We start from the raw sequence: 18,672 nt of genomic DNA, 5'->3' as shown, positions 1-18,672 counted from the left end.
AGGCTCGCCTTATCGATGGACTTGGGAGCGACGATGGTGCTGCAGCGGGACGTGTCGAGAAGAGCCGTGCTGACCGGCGCGCTGGGGGCTCTGGGCACCCTCGGCCTCGCCGCCTGCGGCAGCGGCGGCGGGGACGCGGCGGCGCCGGCCGGGGCGACCAGGAAGGTCACCACCGACCTCGGCGAGATCGAGGTGCCGCTGAACCCGGGCAAGGTGGTCGCCGCGGACTTCTACCCGCCGTTCATCCTGCAGGACCTGGGCATCACGCCGGCCGGGGTGTGCGAGTACACCGCCGAACTCGTGCACCCGGCCTACCGGAACCTGCTGTCGCTGCCGAAGATCGGCCCGAACGGCCAGCCGAACGTGCAGGAGATCGCCAAGCTCGCCCCGGACCTCGTGGTGTCCATGACGTACCAGTCCGGCCGCTCGCGGATGCAGCCGGTCTACGACCAGCTCCAGGCGGTCGCCCCCACGATCGTGCTGCTGTCGAGCAACCAGGCCAAGTTCTGGCGCGAGTGCGCGGACCGGCTCGCGCCGATGATCGGGAAGGACGCCGAGGGCAAGAAACTGCGCGCGGCCTACGAGGGCAAGATCGCCGACATCAAGAAGCAGCGCGCGAGCCGGCTGGCCGGGCACAAGTGGGCCTACATCTCGCAGGGCAACAACTCCGGCACCTGGACGCTGAACATGGCCGGTTCCGCCCTCGGTGGGGTGCTGGCCGACGCGGGGGTCCAGTTCGGCAAGGCGGCCGCCGGGCAGAGCAAGAACGGCCAGGAGTTCTCCTACGAGCAGTTCAGCGAGATCGCCGACTGCGACGTGATCGTCTACCCGGTCACCTACGACGGCAAGCCGCGCCAGCCGGTGCAGGCAGTACTGGACCAGTCCACCTTCCGCGAGCTCCCCGCGGTCAAGGCGGGCCGGCTGCACCCGATGCCGAACTACAGCGTGGCCTCCTACCGGATCGCCACCGACGCGCTGGCCGACGTCGACAAGATCCTCGCGGGGCTGTAGGTGGACAAAGCCGACCTCCGCCTGCTGGCCTCGTGCGTACGCGAGCACCGCGGCCCGGTGCTCGTCTCGATCCTCGCCGGCCTGGTGTTCCAGGGCGCCTCGATCGTCCTGCCCGACCTGATCAAACAGGGCCTCGACGAGGGGGTCGTCGCGGGCGACCGCGGTTCGCTCGTGGTCTGGGCGCTGATCATCCTCGGCATGACACTGGTGTCGGTGGGCGGGCTGATCGGCATGCTGTGGTCGGCCGTCACGTACTCGACCACGGCCGCCGGGCAGCTGCGGGAAAGGCTGCTCGAGCACGTGCTGACGCTGGACCGCGCGGCCGAGCAATTCGGTGCCGGGGATCTGGCCATCCGCGGGACGCGGGACGTCGACGCGGTCCGCGCGTGGCTGGCCGGGATCGCGTCACTGGTGTCCGGGGCCTGCGGGTTCGTCGCGATCGTGGTGGCGATCGCGCTGCTCGACCCGCTGCTGGCGGTCGTCGGTCTCGCGATGGTTCCGCTGATCGCGGTCGCGAGCGTGTTCTACCCGAAGCGGATGTCCGCGGTGAACGCGGATCTCTCGGCCGCGCACGGCCGTCGCGCGGACGCGGTGGAGAACCTGCTGACGGGGGCGGAATCCGTACGCGGGCTCGGTGCCGAACGAGTACTGGTCGACGCGCACCACCGGGACAGCGCCGAGGTCACCGCGCACACCTTCCGGGTGGCGCGGGTCGCGGCGGACTGGGCGGCGCTGGCGCCGTTCATCCCGGCCGCCGGTACCGCGATCGGCCTCGCGGTCGGCGGGCCCGCGGTGGCGTCCGGCACGCTGAGCATCGGCGGGCTGGTCGCGTTCACCACGTGGATGACCATGCTGTCGGGCTGGGTCGGCATGCTGACCATGCGGTTCAACCAGATCGTGCAGGCGAGGACCGCGGCCCGGCGGATCACCGAAGTACTGCGCACGGAACCGGCCGTGCGCGAACCGGAGCAGCCGGTCGCGCTGCCCGCGCGCGGCGAACTGGAGCTGCGCGGGGTGGACCTGCCCGGCGACGTGCTGTCCGAACGCGTGGCGCCCGGTGAGTTCGTCGCGGTCACCGGGCCGCTGGGCTCCGGCAAGACCCGGCTGACCCGATTGCTGTGCCGGCTGGACGATCCGGCGCGGGGCGAGGTCCGTTACGGCGGGGTGGACCTCCGCTCCGCCGAGCTGGCCGAGGTACGGCGGCGGATCACCTACGTCCCGCAGCGGCCGGCCATGGTGTCCGGCACGATCGCCGAAAACCTGGCGCTCGGACAGCCCGGCTGCACGCTCGGCGAACTGCGGGCGGCCTGCCGGGCCGCCGCGATCGACGCCGAGTTCGAGTCCTTTTCGGACGGTTACGAAACAGCCGTCGGCGAACGCGGCGGCACGCTGTCCGGCGGGCAGCGCCAACGGCTCGCGCTGGCCAGAGGGATGCTGGCCGGTGGCGAAGTCCTCGTGCTCGACGACGTGACTTCCGCGGTGGACATCGCCACCGAACGCACCATGCTGACGAACCTGCGTTCGTGGGCGACCGAAACCCGCACCACCGTGGTGTTCGCCACGCATCGCGACGCCGTGCTCGAGGAGGCCGACCGGGTGCTGACGCTGCCCAGCCGGACGCTGGTACCCGCCGGAGCCGTCGATGGCTGAGCCGACTGTGGTGCTGGAAGAAGCGCCGTCGCAACAACATCTGCGTGCCCGGGCATGGCCGTACCTGCGCCCGCACCGGCGGCTGATCGTGCTCGCGATCGTGGTCACCGCACTGTCCACTTTGGCGCTCGCGCTGATCCCGCCGGCAATCGGCTGGGTCACCGACGTCGTGCTCGCCGGGGACCGCGCCGGAATGCTGTGGGCCGCGCTCGCCGTACTCGGGCTCGCGGTAGCACGCATGGCCTTGCTGCGGGCGTCGGAAATCCTGCTCGTCCGCGCCGGTGAACGCGTGGTGCGGCAGCTGCGCGAACTCGTGGTCGAACGGCTGGCGGCGACCGCGTTACGGTTCCTGGAACGGCACCGCACCGGCGACCTGCTGCGGCGGGTCACCAGCGAGATGTCCGACCTGGCCGGATTCGTCCGCTCGGACCTGCCGGACCTGCTCGCCGTGGTCGGCTACCTGGTCTTCTCCACGATCGTCCTGCTGCTGTACTCGGTTCCGCTGACCTTGGTGCTGGCGCTGGTCTTCCTGCCCGCGACGGTCTGGCTGCTGCGCTCGTTCAAACGAGCCGCGGCACCCGCCTTCGCCGCCCAGGCCGCCCGGCAGGCGGAAGCGGCGGCGACCTACCGGGAAGGCACCGAGGCGCGCGAGCTGCTGCAGACCACGGGCGCCCAAGGCGTGCTCGGCGAGCGGCTGGCCGAGGACCACCGCCGACTGGTCGACGCGGCCCGGCACGCGCAACGGGTCGCCTTCCGCAGCAGCGCGGTCACTGTCGTCCAGGGCGCGGCGGACGCGGTCATGCTGGTCGCGGCAGGCTTGCTGGCGGTGTACGGAGTGATCAGCGTCGGGACTGTCGTGGTCTTCGTGCTCGCCATGCGCCAGCTGTTCAGCTCGGTCACGCAGCTGACCCAGCTGCTCACGCAGATGCAGACGTCCCGTACCGCTTTTGCACGGCTGCTCAACCTGCTGAGCGCGACGTCGGACGTGCCTGAGCCGGTGAAGACGGACGCACCGAGCACGCCGCGGCGTGGCGAGCTGAGCGCGGACAGCGTGTGCTTCTCCTACACCGAAGAGGCGCAGGTGCTGCACGACGTGGTGGTGCATTTCCCGAGCGGGGACCGCGCGGCGCTGGCCGGGCCGACCGGATCCGGCAAGACGACGTTGTCGAAGCTGCTGTCCGGGCTGTACCGCCCGGCTGTGGGCCGGATCCGTTACGCCGGAACCGATCTGGTCGACATCCCGCCTGCCGAACTGCGGGAGCGGATCGTGCTCGTGCCCCAGCAGGTCCACCTGGTCACCGGCAGCCTCGCGGACAATCTCGCGCTGGTGCCGGGAAATCCGGGCCGGGACGAGCTGTCCCGCGCGGTCGGCGCACTGGAGCTGGAGGACTGGGTCGCCGGGCTCGAAGCCGGGCTGGACACCGACCTCGGCGCGCGCGGCGCCCGCTTGTCGGCGGGCGAACAGCAGCTGGTGGCCTTGCTGCGGGCCGCGTTGCTGGATCCGGCCGTGCTGATCCTGGACGAGGCGACCGCCGACATCGACCCGTCGACCGCGGCACGCATCGAAACCGCGATCGACCGGCTGCGCGGGGACCGCACGCTCATCGTGATCGCGCACCGCCCGGCCACGATCGCGCGCATGCGCACGGTGATTTCGTTGCGGGAAGGCAGGATCGAAGAACGGAGTGCCGGCTGATGACGTGGGCCGTTGGCGAGTTCAGCCAGGAAGAGGACCGTTACGCCGAAGTGCTGCGACGGCAGTGGAGCAGTGACACGCTGCGGGGGATCTACCGGGACGCCTACGGCGCGGACTATCCGGAGGAGGCCGACCCGTTCGGCTTCGTCACGCGGACGGACCTGGTCCGCATCGCCGAGCTCTGCGGGCACGTGCGCGGCAGGCGGCTCGCGGACCTGGGCTGCGGCCGTGGTGGTCCGGGCCTGGAGGTGGCGCGTGCGCTGGGCACGTCCCTGTCCGGGGTCGACGTGGTGGAAGCCGCGGTGCTCGAAGCCCGCACCCGGGCCTCGGCGCACGAGCCGGCCACCGACGCCCGGTTCGAGGTCGGCAGCTTCGAGGCGACCGGGCTGGGGACCGGCTCGTGCGCCGCGGTGATGAGCGTGGACGCGCTGTGGATGGTCTGGGACAAGCCGGCCGCGTTCGCCGAAGTCACCCGGATCCTGGAACCGGGCGGGCACTTCGTGTTCACCACCTGGGAACCGGCCTACCTGGACCACCGCGCACTGCTGTCCGAAGCCGGTTTCGAGGTGCTCGTGCACGAGGAAACCCCGGCCTGGCTGAGCCGCCAGCTCGCCGTCTACCGCGGAATCCTTTCCCACCGCCGGGAACTGGCCGGCGAAATGGGCCAGACCGCGGCCGCGACGCTGATCGCGGAGGCACGCGAGACGCGTTCGGTGCTGGCCACGACCCCACGCGTGCTGGTGGCGGCGAAGAAAGGAGCGGAGAGCTCCGGCCTCAGTCGCCGACCGCGTCGATCCCGCGCTTGACGATCAGCGGATCCGGCGCGCCGACCACGGCGGCGTCCTTGCCGGGGTAGTCGAACCGCGCCAGGAAGTGGCGCATGGCGTTGACCCGGGCGCGCTTCTTGTCATTGCTCTTGACCGTGGTCCAGGGCGCCCAGTCGGTGTCGGTGCGGCGGAACATCGCTTCCTTGGCTGCGGTGTAGTCGTCCCACTTGTCCAGTGACCGCAGGTCCATCGGCGACAGTTTCCACTGGCGCACCGGATCGACCTGGCGGATGATGAACCGGGCCCGCTGCTCGGCCCTGGTCACCGAGAACCAGAACTTGGTGACCGTGATCCCGCTCTCCACCAGCATCCGCTCGAACACCGGTGCCTGGTGCATGAACTGCTCGTACTGCTCGGGCGGGCAGAATCCCATCACCCGCTCGACACCGGCCCGGTTGTACCAGGACCGGTCGAACAGCACCATCTCCCCCCCCCCGGTCGGCAGGTGCTGGACGTAGCGCTGGAAGTACCACTGGTGGGTCTCGCGGTCGCTGGGTTTGCCGAGTGCGACCGTGCGCGCGTACCGCCCGCCGATCTCCAGCCGGTCGATGTATTCGCGCACGTCCTCGAGCATGCGCGCGAGACCAGGCGTGGAAGGTGAACACCGGATGTCCGCCTAGGATCCACGGACGGGACGAGAAGGAGGTGGCCGTGCTCTTCCGGCAGCTGGAGTACCTGGTCGCGCTGGCGGGGGAGCGGCATTTCGCCCGGGCCGCGCAGCTGTGCGGGGTCTCCCAGCCGTCGCTGTCCGAGGCGATCCGCAAGCTGGAGGAGGAGCTGGCGGTGCCGCTGATCCGGCGGGGCAGGCGGTTCGGCGGGCTGACCCCGGAGGGGGACCGGGTCGTCGCGTGGGCACGGCAGATCCTCGCCGACCGTGACGCGCTGCTGACCGAGGTCGGGGCGATGCGGACCGGGCTGACCGGACGGCTGCGCATCGGCACCGTGCCCAGCGCCGCGGTGACCGCGCCCCGGCTGATCGAATCGCTGCGCACCGTGCACCCGCTGCTCACCGCCGACGTCGCCTCGGACCTGACGTCGGTGAGCATCGTCGAACGGCTCCGCGACTTCTCCCTGGACGCCGCGCTGACCTACCTCGACGACGAGATGCGCGCCGAGTTCCGGGTGCGCACGCTCTACCAGGAGCGCTACATCCTGCTGGTGTCCGCCGACCGCGCCACGTCGCTGGGGCCGGTGGCGTCCTGGGCGGAAGCCGCCGCGCTCCCGCTGTGCCTGCTGACCCCGGCGATGCGCGGCAGGCGGATGATGGACGCCTGCTTCGCCGAGGCCGGGGCCGCGCCGGTGGCCGAGGTCGAGACCGACTCGTTCGCGACCGTGCTCGCGCACGTGGCGAGCGGGCGTACCGCCGGGGTGGTGCCGCCGGCCTGGCTGCACGCGCTGGGCATCCCCGCGGGCGTGCGGGCGGTGCCGCTGACCGCGCCCTCGAAGCCGGTGGAGATCGGATTGGTGGTGCGCGCCCGGGACCCGCTGCCGCCCGCGGTGCAGGCGCTGCTCTCCGCCGCGGAACGGGCCGATTTCCAGGATCTGGAGGACGGGCCGGTGCGTTACCCGACCGGTTCGGGCACCCGTAGCCGCTCGGTCCGGCTGTAGACGTTCACCGATCGCCCGCGCAGGAAACCCATCAGCGTCAGCCCGGTTTCCCCGGCGAGGTCGACCGCCAGTGACGACGGTGCGGACACCGCGGCCAGCACCGGGATCCCGGCCATCGCGGCCTTCTGCACCAGCTCGAACGACGCCCGCCCGCTGACCATCAGCACCGCGCCGCGCAGCGGCAGCCACCCCTGGCGCAGGGCGTGCCCGACCAGCTTGTCCACCGCGTTGTGCCGTCCGACGTCCTCGCGCAGGGCCAGCAGCTCACCGTCGGTGGAGAACAGGCCGGCGGCGTGCAGCCCGCCGGTGCTGTCGAACACCCGCTGCGCGGCACGAAGCCGGTCCGGCAGGGAGTACACGACCTCCGGATCGATCGTGGTCCGGTCCTCGGCGAGGCTCCACCGCGTGGTGGTGCGTACCGCGTCCAGGCTGGCCTTGCCGCACAGACCGCAGGACGAGGTGGTGTAGAAGTTCCGCTCCAGTGACGGCTCCGGCAGCGTGGTGCCCGGGGCGAGCGCGACGTCCACCACGTTGTAGGTGTTGCTGCCGTCCGCGGTCGCACCGGCGCAGTACCGGATCCCGGTGATCTCCTCGGCGTGGTGCACCACGCCTTCGCCGACGAGAAAACCGGCCGCGAGGTCGAAGTCGGAGCCGGGGGTGCGCATGGTCACCGTGAGCGCCTTGCCGCCGACCCGGATCTCCATCGGCTCCTCACCGGCCAGCGTGTCAGGCCGGTGCGTGCTCGTCTCGTCGCGCAGCCGCAGCACCTGCCGCCGTACCGTCGCTCGTCCCATGCTGTGCGCTCCTTCCGGCCCGCGGCTCCGCTGCCGGCTCCAAGCGGACCACAATGCCCTTCGACGTGGGGCAGTTGCTCTTCTCGGCGACGCTGTCGAGCGGCACCAGCACGTTCGTCTCGGGGTAGTAGGCGGCGGCCGAACCCCGCGACGTCGGATACGGCACGACCCGGAAGTTCCGCGCCCGCCGCTGTGATCCGTCGGTCCAGACGCTGACCAGGTCGACGCGCTGCAGCTCGGTCAGGCCGAGTTCGGCCATGTCGTCCGGGTTGACCAGCACGACGTGCCGGCCGTGGTGGATCCCGCGGTACCGGTCGTTGGCCGAGTACGGGATGGTGTTCCACTGGTCGTGCGAACGCAGTGACTGCAGCACGAGGTGGCCCTCGGGCACGTCGAGGAAGTCGAAGGCGTTGCGGGTGAACATCGCCTTGCCGGTCGCGGTGCGGAAGACGTGGTCGTTGACCGGATTGCGCAAGCCGAACCCGGCAGGGTCGGCGATCCGCGCGTTGAAGTCCTCGAAACCGGGCACCACGCGGGAAATCCGGTCCCGCACAGTGCCGTAGTCGGCTTCGAACTCCGCCCACGGGATTTCCGGCCGGTCGCCGAGCGTCCGGCGGGCCAGCCGGGAGATGATCGCCACCTCGCTGAGCAGATGCGGTGAGGCCGGCGGCAGCTTCCCGCGGGAGGCGTGCACCATGCTCATCGAATCCTCGACGGTCACCACCTGCTCGCCGGTGGCCTGCACGTCCCGGTCGCTGCGGCCGAGAGTGGGCAGGATCAGCGCCACGTCCCCGCAGACGCCGTGCGAACGGTTGAGCTTGGTGGAGATGTGCGCGGTCAGCCGGCAGCTGCGCAACGCCTGCTCGGTCACTTCGCTGTCCGGTGTCGCCCGGACGAAATTGCCTGCCACGCCGAGGAAAACCTTCACATCGCCGTCTCGCATGGCCCGGATCGTGCCGACCGTGTCGTGCCCGTGCTCGGCCGGCGGGGTGAAGCCGAACTCGCGGCCGAGTGCGTCGAGGAAACTCTGCGGCACGCGTTCCCAGATACCCATGGTGCGGTCGCCCTGCACATTGCTGTGCCCGCGGACCGGGCACACCCCGGCGCCCGGCTTACCGAGATTTCCGCGCAGCAGCAGGAAGTTCACCATCTCCCGGATGGTCGGCACGCCGTGCCGGTGCTGCGTGATGCCCATCGCCCAGCAGACGATGACCTTCTCACTGGCGAGCACCCGTTCGTGCACCTGCTCGATCTCGGCGCGAGTCAGCCCGGTCGCGGTCAGCACCTCGTCCCAGCCGGTTTCGCGGATGTGCCCGGTGAACTCGTCGAAACCGGAGGTGTGCGCGTCGATGAACGCGCGGTCGAGCACGGTACCCGGATGTGCGTCCTCGGCCTCGAGCAGCAGCAGGTTCAATGCCTGGAACAGCGCGAGGTCGCCGCCGGCGCGGATGTGCAGGAACTGGTCGGCGATCTTCGTCCCGCGCCCGGCGAGACCCCGTGGGCGCTGGGGATGCTTGAACCGCATCAACCCGGCTTCGGGCAGCGTGTTCACCGCGACGATGTGGCCGCCGCGGCGCTTGTTCTCCTCCAGCGCGGTGAGCATCCGCGGGTGGTTGGTGCCCGGGTTCTGGCCGACCACGAAGATCAGGTCGGCCTCGTGCAGATCGTCCAGGCTGACGCTGCCCTTGCCGACGCCGAGCGTTTCCATCAGGGCGGAGCCGCTGGACTCGTGGCACATGTTGCTGCAGTCGGGCAGGTTGTTGGTGCCGTACGCGCGGGCGAAGAGCTGGAGCAGGAACGCGGCCTCGTTGCTCACTCGTCCGGAGGTGTAGAAGGCCGCTTCGTCCGGCGAGTCCAGCGCACGCAGCTCGTCGCCCAGCAGGGACAGGGCATCGTCCCAGCCAATGGGTTCGTAATGGTCGGAGCCCGACCTTTTCACCATCGGTTCGGTGAGCCGGCCCTGCTGGTTGAGCAGAAAATCGGACATCGCATTGATTTCGCCGACGGAATGGCCGCGGAAGAATTCGCGATCGACCCGGCGGGTGGTCGCCTCGTCGTTGATGTGCTTCGCGCCGTTTTCGCAGTATTCGTTGAGGTGCCGTTTTCCCGGCGCCTCCTCCGGCCAGGCGCAGCCGGGACAGTCGATTCCCTTGCCCTGGTTGACGTTCAGCAGGGTGGTGAGCATCCGCCGCGGCGAGGTCTCCTTCAGCGAGTACTCGATCGCGTGCGCCACCGCGGGCAGGCCGGTCGCCCAGGTTTTGGGTGCCGTCACCTTCAGCGCGTCGTCGCCGGGTTCGTCCTTCACGAGATTCTCCATTCAGGCGTGCACCACGGTAGTTCGGCGCGTTTACCGCCGTCAAAAAGGCGATATCTGACCGGTGATAGGGCGCGCCTATCCGAGGTGATCCGGGACACAATTCATGGCACCTCACATCGATGTCAGGTTCTAAGCTCGAGTGCATGGAGATCACGGGCACCACCGCATTGGTCACCGGCGCGAACCGGGGCATCGGCAAGGCTTTCGTCGAGGAGCTGCTGGAGCGCGGCGCGGCGAAGGTCTACGCCACCGCGCGGGACGTCGCCGGCATCACCGCCGGCCCGCGGATCGTCCCGCTCCGGCTCGACATCACCGACCAGGAGTCGGTGACCGCCGTCGCCCGCGCGGCCACCGACGTCGCCCTGCTCGTGAACAACGCGGGTATCGGCACCCGCGCCACCATCTTCGGCCCGGAGGACGGGCTGCGCCGCGAACTGGACACCAACTTCTTCGGCCCGGTCCGCGTGACGAGGGAGTTCGCCCCGATCCTCGCGGCCAACGGCGGTGGCGCGGTGGTCACCATGCTGTCGGTGATGTCCTGGCTCGCGAACCCGATGGCCGCGGGCTACTCCGTCGCCAAAGCCGCCGCGTGGGCGGCGACCAACGCCCAGCGCCTGGAGCTGGCGGGACAGGGAACCCTGGTGACCGCGGTGCACGTGGGCGCGGTCGACACCGCGATGATGGCCGACTTCGACGTCCCGAAAACCCACCCGAACGCTCTGGCCGCACAGGCTCTGGAGGCTGTCGAGGCCGGTGAACCGGAAGTACTCGGCGACGCACCCACCCGCCAGGTCAAGGCCGCCCTCGCCGGCGACCTGCGGAAGCTGTACCCCGAGCTCGGCTGAACACGCCCGCGGTCACCGGTGCACGGGCTCTTCGCGCGGGGTGCCGAACCAGGTGGGCAGCACGCGGGCCAGGTCCTCCTGGGCTTCGCCGGTCCACGCCACATGTCCGTCCGGGCGGAGCAGCACCGCGGGAACGTCCAGTTCCTCACTCACGTCGGCCACGTGGTCGACCCGGTCCGCCCAGCCGGTCACCGAGAGGTGGCCCGTCTGGTCCAGCAGCAGGCCCCTGCCCCGGTGCATGCGCTCGTAGAGACGGCCCTGTGTGAGCCGCACGTCCCGCAGACGCTTGCCCAGCAAGGGATGTCCCTCGCCGAAGTCGTAGCGGATGGCGGTACCCATGACCTTTTCGACCAGGTGGCGGTGCACCTGCTCGAACTCCATCAGCTCGGCGAGCAGCCTGCGGACGGCCTGTGGCCCCGGCTCCGGTGACAGCAGTTCGGCCTGGGCGCGGGTGTTGTCGAGCACGCTCGCGCCCACCGGGCGGCGTTCGGACTGGTAGCTGTCGAGCAGTCCCGCCGGGGCCCAGCCGTGCACCGCGGCGGCCAGTTTCCAGCCGAGGTTGAACGCGTCCTGCATCCCGAGGTTCAGCCCCTGTCCACCGATCGGCGGGTGGACGTGCGCCGAATCGCCGGCCAGCAGGCCGCGGCCCTCGCGGTATCGCTCGGCCAGCCGGGTCGCGTCGCCGAACCGGGAAAGCCACCGCGGGGAATGCATGCCGAAATCGGTGCCGGCGATGACGCGTGACTGCTGCTGCAATTCTGCCAACTCGACCGGGGCGGCGGGATTCTCGGCGACTTTTCCGGCGCGCACCAGGTAACGGAAGTAGCCGTTTTCGAGTTGCATCCCGCCGAAGGTGTGGTCGGTTTCCCGGACCTTGGCCGTCACCGCGGCCAGTTCGTCCGGCGACGCGGTCATCTTCACCTCGCCCAGCAACCATTCACGTTTCGCCGGTTCGCCGGGAAAGGCGATGCCGAGCAGTTTGCGCACCGTGCTCCGCCCGCCGTCGCAGCCGACAAGGTACCGCGCCCGCAGCGACGTGCCGTCGGCGAGCTCGACGGTCACTCCCTGATCGTCCTGCTCCAGCCCGACCAGCTCACAGCCACGCCGGATCCGGGGGCCGAGCCGCTCGGCGTGCTCGGTCAGCAGCCGCTCCACGATGGTCTGCGGCATTCCGAAAAGATACGGATAAGTGGTGTCCAGGTTTTCCGGTGCCGGTTTGCGAATGCCCGCGAACCCGCCGACCGGATACAGCTTGCCGAGCGCGAGGAACCGATCCAGCAGCCCACGCTGATCCACCACCTCCAGGCTGCGCGCGTGCAACCCGAGCCCGCGCACGATTTTCGTCGGCTCGGACTCCCTGTCCAGCACGACCACCCGCACACCGTGCAATCGCAACTCGGCGGCGAGCAGCACCCCGGTCGGCCCGGCCCCGGCCACGACGACGTCAAACATGAAACCCCCGGTTTCCCCTGCCGCAGATTCGACCCGCGAAGTGTGCCGCACGACCCGGGTCTTGCGGCAAGACCGGGGATGCGCTATATAGTGAAAGGGGCAGGGAATTGTGTTGCCTGACGATCCTCTCTTGGTGATCGCTACCGTGCTGGGCACGTGAATCAGATCGGAATACGGGACTGCGTGCTTCCCGCGTGTTCGCCTATGCCCGCAACGGCGGCGAGCGCTCGGTGAGCGCGTGCACGGACGCTCCGGCAGCCCGCGAAGGTCACCGCGGCCGGCGGTGCGGTCGGCGGTGCGCCCAACGATCTGGGCAACGATGCGGCTGGCGGTGCGCCCAACGATGCGGCCGGTGTGCGGCCGGCGGTCCGGCCCCGCGGTGTGGCCAATGATGCGGTCGGCGGTGCGGCCGACGATCCGGGCAACGATGCGGTCGGCGCCGCGGACTACGACGCGACGACTCACCCGTGCAACGTGACCTGGCAGTCCTGCGCCAGGCTCTGCTCTCGGTTCCGGACCCGGCGTGTCGTTAGGCCGATCTGCTTAACCTGGGCAAACACCACCAATGTGACTCTTGACACACTCTTCTGCGGCCACCTAACGTCAACGGGAAATCGATTACTCGTGACCGTGTGTCGATCTTCAGGTTTCCTCGTTCCCCGTTGATCGGAGTGCTGCCATGCACAGCCGAAGAGTTCGTCATGCCCTCACGTCGTCACTCTCCGCTGTAGCGTTCGTACTTCTGGTGATGGGCGTCGTCGTGGTGCCGGCCGGGGCGCAGGACGCTCAAGCGCCCGGGGCGGCCTCGGTCGGGCCGATCGGCTGGGACGTCTACCGTTCGCTCGACGCCATGGCCCGGTTGCGGCCGGGTGCCCAGACGAAGCAGTTCTCCAGTTTCGATCGCACCGGCGGCAACGAAGACGGCTTCAACGGCGTGTACAGCTGCTTGCGGATCACCGCGGCGGGCTGCGTGATCGCCGAGAAGACCGGCGCCGGCGAGATCGAAAGCATGTGGTTCACCCGCGACTACGGCGCCATGGTGGACAACGGCCGGCTCAAGGTCGAACTCGACGGCCGCACTGTGCTGAACCGTTCCTTGCAGGACATTGTGGACGGACGGCTCGGCGCGCCCTTCGTGTGGCCGCTGGTGGGCAACGGAGCCGACACCTCCGGCGGTTCGGTGATCAAGGTTCCCATGCCGTACCGGCATTCGATGCGGGTCACGGTCCAGCACAACCCGCTCTTCTACCACGTCACCTACCGCGAGTTCCCCGGCTCGGCGGGAGTCGCGACCTTCGACCCGGCCGATCGTGCGCTCGACGTCGTGGACCGCCTGCGTGGATTCGGGGTCCGGGACCCCAAACCGTCCGCACGCCGGGCGGAAACGCTTTCGCGTACCGCGGACGTCTCCGACGGCGCTTCCGTGCGGTTCGCCGCGCTGCGCGGCCCCGCCGCGATCAGCCGGCTGCGGATCACGCTGCCCCAGCTCGTTTCCGAACCCCGCGTCCGCGACGACGGCCGTGCGTTCGGGCCAGGCGGGCACAGTTCATTCCGGATCGCTATCGATCCGGACAACACCGGCGTCCGGATCACCCGGCGGTCGGACCCCTCGATCGGGCACCAGATCGCGGACGTCACGGTGGACGGCAAGCCGGCCGGCCGGTGGACGACCGGGAACCCGCTGCCGCACGGCACCTGGACCGACCAGGTGCTCGAACTCCCGGCGAGCCTGACCGCGGGCCGCTCGCACCTGCGGATCGGCACCGCGTTCGTCTCGTCCGATGTGGACGTCAACGAATTCCGCTACGACGTGCATTCGCTGGTCGAAGGCCAGTGGCTGCGCACCGATGTGCTCGACCTCGGCCCGGATCACCCCGGGGAGGAGAACGCACACGACTACCGGCTGAGCCTGCAGACCTGGAACGGTCACCAGATCTACCGCTACCAGCGCGATCCGGCGGAACTCGCGGCGTCCCAGGCGGTGCTGAGCGGGACCAGGCTGGCGATCACCTTCGACGGCAAGACCACAGTGGACTCGCCGCTGGGAGAGTTCTTCGGGTCCGGGCTCGGCTTGTTCGACAGCAGGACGATGCTGTCCTCGATCGACGTCGGTGGCGGCGTGCTCACCGCGTGGTGGCCGATGCCCTACCGCCGGAGCGCGACCGTCGAGCTGCGCAACGCGAGCGGCCACCCGATCACCGGAGCGCGTGTCGAAGTCACTTCGGCGCCGGATCCGCGGGCCACCGCAGGTCTGCGTCCTGGCGGCGAACTCGGCTACTTCTCCGCGACCAGCCACCAGGGACCCACCCGTGCCGGGGTGGACTGGCCGATTCTGACGACCGCCGGACGGGGCGTGTTCTACGGCGAGACCCAGACCATGACCGGACGCATTCCCTCGGGCAACCAGCGAAATTACCTCGAGGGCGATGAGCGCGTCTACGTGGACGGGATCGCGAGCCCGCAGTGGCACGGAACCGGAACGGAGGACTTCTTCGAATCCGGCTGGTACTTCCGCGACGGTACGAACTTCGCGATGCCGCTGACCGGCAACCCGGCGTACAAAGTGGATGGTGACGGCTGCCGATACGACTGCACCGGCGCGATCCGCGTACTGGCCGGCGACGCGGTGCCGTTCTCGTCGGCGCTGACCTTCGCCATCGAACACGGCCCGGCCGATGACGCGCCCGCCGACTACAGCACCACCGCCTACTGGTACGGGCAGCCGGACCAGGTGATGCGGCAGACCGACTTGATCGACACCGGCGACGACACCAGCCGCGTCACGCACGCCTACACCGCCTCGGGCGAGACACGGGAAACCTTGACCTCAACCTTCGAGGGCACGCAGATCGAAGGCCCAGTCAGCCGGGTGGGCACAGCTTCGACCGGCTCGGTGCACTTCACGATGACGCTGGATCCACACAACGTGGGCGCCCGGCTGCTGCGGACCGGCGACCAGAACGTGGGCTACCAGCAGGCCACGGTTCTCGTTGACGGCAAACAGGTCGGTACCTGGACCCAGCCTTTGCAGAACAGCACACACCGCTGGCTCGAAGACAGCTTCGCAGTGCCTGCGTCTGTCGCCAGTGGACAGTCCACGATAGACATCCGGATCGTTCCCGCGGGCGGAGCGCCGGCGTGGTCGGCGGCGCAGTACCGGCTGGAGGTGCTGTCGTGACCGGTCCTGACACGAGAGGCCGAAGTCCGATGGAGACAGACCTGACGGTCGGGGGAGACACAGCTGTGTGCTCCTCGCGTGATCCGCGTCGGGGACCCCTACGTCCTCCGGATCGACGGACAGTGGGTGCTGCACTACACCGGCACTACCGAGCCGGGCGGCGGAAACCACGCGGTGCTCTACCGAACGAGCCACGACCTGCGGCACTGGAGCGACCGGAGCATCGCTTTCGACCGGCCGGGCAGTGTTGTCCGAGAAGCCCCTGAGAAGCAGCATCGGCAGGGCCCGGGTTACGACGTTCGTCGGTGTTGTCCCGGTTGGTGGCCGGGCAGGATGGAGCGTGTCAGTTTCTTACCGACCGTAATGCCGCGGATCCTGTCCGCGTTTCCCCGTCAGACCGTGCCGGCCCGTCGCGGGCCGTCGGACCAGGGAGGACTGCATGCGAAAGACTCGTGTCAAGATCGGAGTTCTCGGGATCGCCTCAGTGGGCGCGCTGGCGCTCGGTGCGGCCACGACGCCGGTGGCGACCGCCGCGATGGAACCGGCCGCGGTGATGAACAGCTTCGGCGCCGCCACCGGCGGCTACTACCTCGACGACGCGGGCAAGCCGGTGGTCACCGTGCTGAACGACGCCGACGTGGCCAAGGCGCAGTCCTCCGGGGTGACCGCGAAGGTGGTGCAGCACAGCCTGGGTGAGCTGACTGGGGTCAAGCAGCACCTCGACTCCCTCGGCAGTGTGCCCAACGCCGGCTGGGGCCTCGACATCGCCCACAACCAGGTGGTCGTCGACGTCTACGACGCGACCCCGGCGGCGGAGAAGGCCTCGCTGCTCAAGACCGTGCAGCAGTACGGCGACCTGGTGCGCGTCGACCGGCACGCGGGCGAGATGTCGTTGTTCATCAAGGGCGGCGACGAGATCAGCAACGGCAGCGGCCTGTGCTCCAACGGTTTCAACGTGGAGAAGGACGGCCAGAAGCTGATGCTGTCGGCCGGGCACTGCGAGGTGCTGGGCGGGGGCGGACCGTGGAACGGCGGCGAGACCGTCGGCTACAAGTTCCCGGACGAGGACAACCTGCTCATCGAGAACGCCTCGGGCGAGGGACCGAGCGAAACCACCGACGGCACGAAGATCACCAGCTTCGCCGACGCGGTGGTGGGCGAGCAGATGAAGCGCGACGGCCGCACCTCGGGCGTCACCTCCGGTGAGGTCACCAAGGTCGACTACACCTTCGAGGCCGAGGGATACACCGTCTACCACGAATTCTGCACCACGGCCAAGTCCGCGGGCGGTGACTCCGGCGGCCCGGCCTACGACGGGGGCAAGGGCCTCGGCACGCTGTCCGGCGGTGACGGTTCGACGTCGTGCTTCTTCCCGGCGACGCTGTCCGCCGAGCGGTACGGCGTGACGCTGCCGCAGTCCTGATCACCCGCCGTCGCGGGCGGGCGGGCGGACTCGCCCGCCCGCGACGGCGCGCTCAGCTGCCGGTGATCGGATTGTTCCGGCGGGCCTCGTAGAGCACGATCGACGCGGCCACCCCGATGTTCAGCGAGTCCACCGTGCCGACCATGGGGATCCGCAGCCGGCGGGACGCGGCGGCCAGCAGGTCCTCGGGCAGGCCCTCCCGTTCGCTGCCGAGCAGGACGGCGAGCGGGGGTTCGTAGCCGGCGCGCCAGTGGTCGCCGTCCGCGGTGCCCGAGGTGGCCAGCACGGTGACGCCCCGCTCGGCGGCCCAGCCGAAGAACGCGCCCGCGTCCGGCGTGTGCACCACGTCGACGGCGAAGAGCGACCCCATGCTGGCCTTGACCGCGGCGGGGGAGTACGCATCCACCGTGTCGCCGATGAGGATGACGCCGGCGCCACCCACCGCGTCCACCGTGCGGATGATCGTGCCGAGATTGCCTGGATTGGCGATTCGGTGCAGTGCCACGAAGATCGCGCCGGATGGAGCGTCCAGAGTGGACAGACCGCCGGGGCGAGTGCGCACGATCGCCGCGAGCCCGCCGGGCCCGTCCCGGTCGACGAGCCGGGCGAACAGGTCCGCGCTGACCCGCGCCACCGCGACCCCCGCGCGTTCCCGCTCCTCGACCATGCGTCGCGCCGGCGCCCCTGCCAGCAGATCGGGGGCGACGATGAGCGTCTCGATGTCCCACCCGGCCTCGACCGCGCACCAGACCGGCTGGAGTCCCTCGACGACGAACGCCTCCTCGGCCCGCCGGTGCTTGCGGTCCGCGAGCTGGCGGACCCGCTTGGCGAGCGGGTTGGCGGCGCTGGTGATGAGGCCGGTCACGAGGGTTCTCCGCAGCGGATGGTCACGCCGGCATGCTATCCCGGCCTACCAGCCGCTCTTGTGCGCCCGTGCCTCGTACAGCAGCACCGACGCGGACACCGACACGTTCAGTGAATCCGCCGACCCCAGCATCGGAATCCCGACCCGCTGGAAACCGCTCTCGTACCATGGCCGGGAGATGCCGAACCGCTCACTGCCGACCACCAGCGCGGTCCGCCCGCGGTAATCCAGCTGCCGGTAGTTGACGCTTTCGTCGGTGTCGGCGAGGTAGACCCGGAAGTCGTTGCGCTCCAGCCAGCCGATCGCTTCGCCGGTGTCGTCGAAGTCGAACGAGGGCACCTTGATGCTCATCCCCTGACTGCTGCGCAGCACCTTCGGATGCGTCATGCGCGTGCGCCGGTTCGTCATCACCAGGCAGTCCGCGGCGCAGGCGTCCATGGTGCGCAGCAGCGTGCCGAGGTTCCCGGGAATCTCCAGTGCGTCGGTGACCAGCACCAGCGCGTCCTCACCGAAGGCGAACTCTTCCGGCTCCCAGTCGGGCAGCCGGGCGATCGTGAGCAACCCGTCCGGATTCGGCCGCTCGGCCAGCCGCGCCAGGGTCTTTTCGGAGATCCGGTAGGCCCGCCGGGCCCGCCCGGCCAGCTGCTCGGCCCGCGTCCGCGATTCGTCCGAATAGGACGCTTCGGGACACCACAGGAAGGTCTCCACCGCGACCCCGGATTCGAGCACGATGTTGTTCTCGAACAGCCCCTCGGCGACGAACGTACGGCGCGGGATACCGGATCGGTTGTGCTGGATGTCCCGGACGAGGTTCGCCGCCGGATGCTGCAGGCCGATCTGCTGGAGTTCCATGCCACCGCTCGTGTGTCGCCGGGTTTCAGTGCCACCTCACGATACCCGGGACGGATTCCGCCTTCCCGGCGATCAGCACGGTATCCCGCCCAGGTGACGATGCACTGCTTTCGGCCCGGATTTCCTCGGCCAGTGCAGGAGTTGTCCGCCGTGA

The 18,672-nt window shown here is 69.8% G+C and carries 14 protein-coding genes; 8 read left to right on the top strand and 6 right to left on the bottom strand.

The features are described 5' to 3' along the window. Nucleotides 1-33 precede the first annotated feature (33 nt). Genes BJY18_RS16165 through BJY18_RS16150 form a run of 4 tightly spaced genes read left to right on the top strand, consistent with a single transcriptional unit; the run spans nt 34 to nt 5,163 of the window. Nucleotides 34-1,011: an ABC transporter substrate-binding protein gene (locus tag BJY18_RS16165; protein ID WP_184780768.1), complete on the top strand. Its 978-nt coding sequence runs from the start codon at nt 34-36 to the stop codon at nt 1,009-1,011. After that, the gene (locus tag BJY18_RS16160; protein WP_184780767.1) at nt 1,012-2,661 is read left to right on the top strand and encodes an ABC transporter ATP-binding protein; all 1,650 of its coding nucleotides are present in this window, start codon (nt 1,012-1,014) and stop codon (nt 2,659-2,661) included. Then, the gene (locus tag BJY18_RS16155) at nt 2,654-4,357 is read left to right on the top strand and encodes an ABC transporter ATP-binding protein (protein ID WP_184780766.1); all 1,704 of its coding nucleotides are present in this window, start codon (nt 2,654-2,656) and stop codon (nt 4,355-4,357) included. Before BJY18_RS16160 ends, BJY18_RS16155 begins: the two co-directional genes overlap by 8 nt. Then, nucleotides 4,357-5,163: a class I SAM-dependent methyltransferase gene (locus tag BJY18_RS16150; RefSeq protein WP_184780765.1), complete on the top strand. Its 807-nt coding sequence runs from the start codon at nt 4,357-4,359 to the stop codon at nt 5,161-5,163. Before BJY18_RS16155 ends, BJY18_RS16150 begins: the two co-directional genes overlap by 1 nt. Here BJY18_RS16150 and BJY18_RS16145 read toward each other — a convergent pair. Continuing rightward, nucleotides 5,132-5,758, bottom strand: a complete 627-nt coding sequence (locus BJY18_RS16145; RefSeq protein ID WP_312873861.1) for a polyphosphate kinase 2 family protein — start codon at nt 5,756-5,758, stop codon at nt 5,132-5,134. The two genes, BJY18_RS16150 and BJY18_RS16145, sit on opposite strands and share 32 nt — an antisense overlap. Nucleotides 5,759-5,835: 77 nt before the next feature. Between BJY18_RS16145 and BJY18_RS16140 the strand changes: the two genes are divergently transcribed. After that, on the top strand, nt 5,836-6,792 hold the full coding sequence (locus tag BJY18_RS16140) for a LysR family transcriptional regulator (protein WP_184780764.1): 957 nt from the start codon (nt 5,836-5,838) through the stop codon (nt 6,790-6,792). Here BJY18_RS16140 and fdhD read toward each other — a convergent pair. Then, a complete protein-coding gene (gene fdhD, locus BJY18_RS16135) occupies nt 6,747-7,586 on the bottom strand; it encodes a formate dehydrogenase accessory sulfurtransferase FdhD (RefSeq protein WP_184780763.1) in 840 nt (279 codons plus the stop codon). The two genes, BJY18_RS16140 and fdhD, sit on opposite strands and share 46 nt — an antisense overlap. Beyond that, a complete protein-coding gene (locus tag BJY18_RS16130; protein WP_184780762.1) occupies nt 7,519-9,903 on the bottom strand; it encodes an FdhF/YdeP family oxidoreductase in 2,385 nt (794 codons plus the stop codon). The genes fdhD and BJY18_RS16130 overlap by 68 nt, the downstream gene beginning before the upstream one ends. 143 nt (nt 9,904-10,046) lie before the next feature. On the opposite strand from BJY18_RS16130, the gene BJY18_RS16125 reads away from it, so the two are divergent. Continuing rightward, nucleotides 10,047-10,748, top strand: coding sequence for an SDR family oxidoreductase (locus BJY18_RS16125; protein ID WP_184780761.1), 702 nt, complete (start codon nt 10,047-10,049; stop codon nt 10,746-10,748). A gap of 12 nt (nt 10,749-10,760) precedes the next feature. Here BJY18_RS16125 and rox read toward each other — a convergent pair whose 3' ends face one another. After that, nucleotides 10,761-12,200, bottom strand: coding sequence for a rifampin monooxygenase (gene rox, locus BJY18_RS16120; protein WP_184780760.1), 1,440 nt, complete (start codon nt 12,198-12,200; stop codon nt 10,761-10,763). A gap of 748 nt (nt 12,201-12,948) precedes the next feature. Between rox and BJY18_RS16115 the strand changes: the two genes are divergently transcribed. Together BJY18_RS16115 and BJY18_RS16110 are read left to right on the top strand one after the other, a co-directional pair. After that, nucleotides 12,949-15,378 (top strand): glycoside hydrolase family 172 protein, encoded by a 2,430-nt coding sequence (locus BJY18_RS16115; RefSeq protein WP_246458884.1) that lies wholly within the window; start codon nt 12,949-12,951, stop codon nt 15,376-15,378. A 439-nt stretch (nt 15,379-15,817) separates the two neighbouring features. Further along, a complete protein-coding gene (locus BJY18_RS16110) occupies nt 15,818-16,801 on the top strand; it encodes a S1 family peptidase (protein WP_184780758.1) in 984 nt (327 codons plus the stop codon). Nucleotides 16,802-16,853: 52 nt separating this feature from the next. Here BJY18_RS16110 and BJY18_RS16105 read toward each other — a convergent pair whose 3' ends face one another. Next, nucleotides 16,854-17,666: a TrmH family RNA methyltransferase gene (locus BJY18_RS16105; protein ID WP_184780757.1), complete on the bottom strand. Its 813-nt coding sequence runs from the start codon at nt 17,664-17,666 to the stop codon at nt 16,854-16,856. A 45-nt stretch (nt 17,667-17,711) separates the two neighbouring features. Further along, nucleotides 17,712-18,518, bottom strand: a complete 807-nt coding sequence (locus BJY18_RS16100) for a TrmH family RNA methyltransferase (RefSeq protein ID WP_184780756.1) — start codon at nt 18,516-18,518, stop codon at nt 17,712-17,714. Nucleotides 18,519-18,672: the final 154 nt, after the last annotated feature.

This window comes from Amycolatopsis jiangsuensis (assembly GCF_014204865.1).
GTDB classification, from domain to species: domain Bacteria; phylum Actinomycetota; class Actinomycetes; order Mycobacteriales; family Pseudonocardiaceae; genus Amycolatopsis; species Amycolatopsis jiangsuensis.
The sequence above is the reverse complement of the archived record's forward strand: the minus strand, read 5'-3'. Positions and strand labels throughout refer to the sequence as shown.

What these genes read in the sequence shown, in the direction of transcription:
- BJY18_RS16165 (WP_184780768.1), top strand. Translation starts at nt 34, where the DNA reads ATGGTGCTGCAGCGGGACGTGTCGAGAAGAGCCGTGCTGACCGGCGCG.
- BJY18_RS16155 (WP_184780766.1), top strand. Translation starts at nt 2,654, where the DNA reads ATGGCTGAGCCGACTGTGGTGCTGGAAGAAGCGCCGTCGCAACAACAT.
- BJY18_RS16150 (WP_184780765.1), top strand. Translation starts at nt 4,357, where the DNA reads ATGACGTGGGCCGTTGGCGAGTTCAGCCAGGAAGAGGACCGTTACGCC.
- BJY18_RS16145 (WP_312873861.1), bottom strand. Translation starts at nt 5,758, where the DNA reads ATGCTCGAGGACGTGCGCGAATACATCGACCGGCTGGAGATCGGCGGG.
- fdhD (WP_184780763.1), bottom strand. Translation starts at nt 7,586, where the DNA reads ATGGGACGAGCGACGGTACGGCGGCAGGTGCTGCGGCTGCGCGACGAG.
- BJY18_RS16130 (WP_184780762.1), bottom strand. Translation starts at nt 9,903, where the DNA reads ATGGAGAATCTCGTGAAGGACGAACCCGGCGACGACGCGCTGAAGGTG.
- BJY18_RS16125 (WP_184780761.1), top strand. Translation starts at nt 10,047, where the DNA reads ATGGAGATCACGGGCACCACCGCATTGGTCACCGGCGCGAACCGGGGC.
- rox (WP_184780760.1), bottom strand. Translation starts at nt 12,200, where the DNA reads ATGTTTGACGTCGTCGTGGCCGGGGCCGGGCCGACCGGGGTGCTGCTC.
- BJY18_RS16115 (WP_246458884.1), top strand. Translation starts at nt 12,949, where the DNA reads ATGGGCGTCGTCGTGGTGCCGGCCGGGGCGCAGGACGCTCAAGCGCCC.
- BJY18_RS16110 (WP_184780758.1), top strand. Translation starts at nt 15,818, where the DNA reads ATGCGAAAGACTCGTGTCAAGATCGGAGTTCTCGGGATCGCCTCAGTG.
- BJY18_RS16100 (WP_184780756.1), bottom strand. Translation starts at nt 18,518, where the DNA reads ATGGAACTCCAGCAGATCGGCCTGCAGCATCCGGCGGCGAACCTCGTC.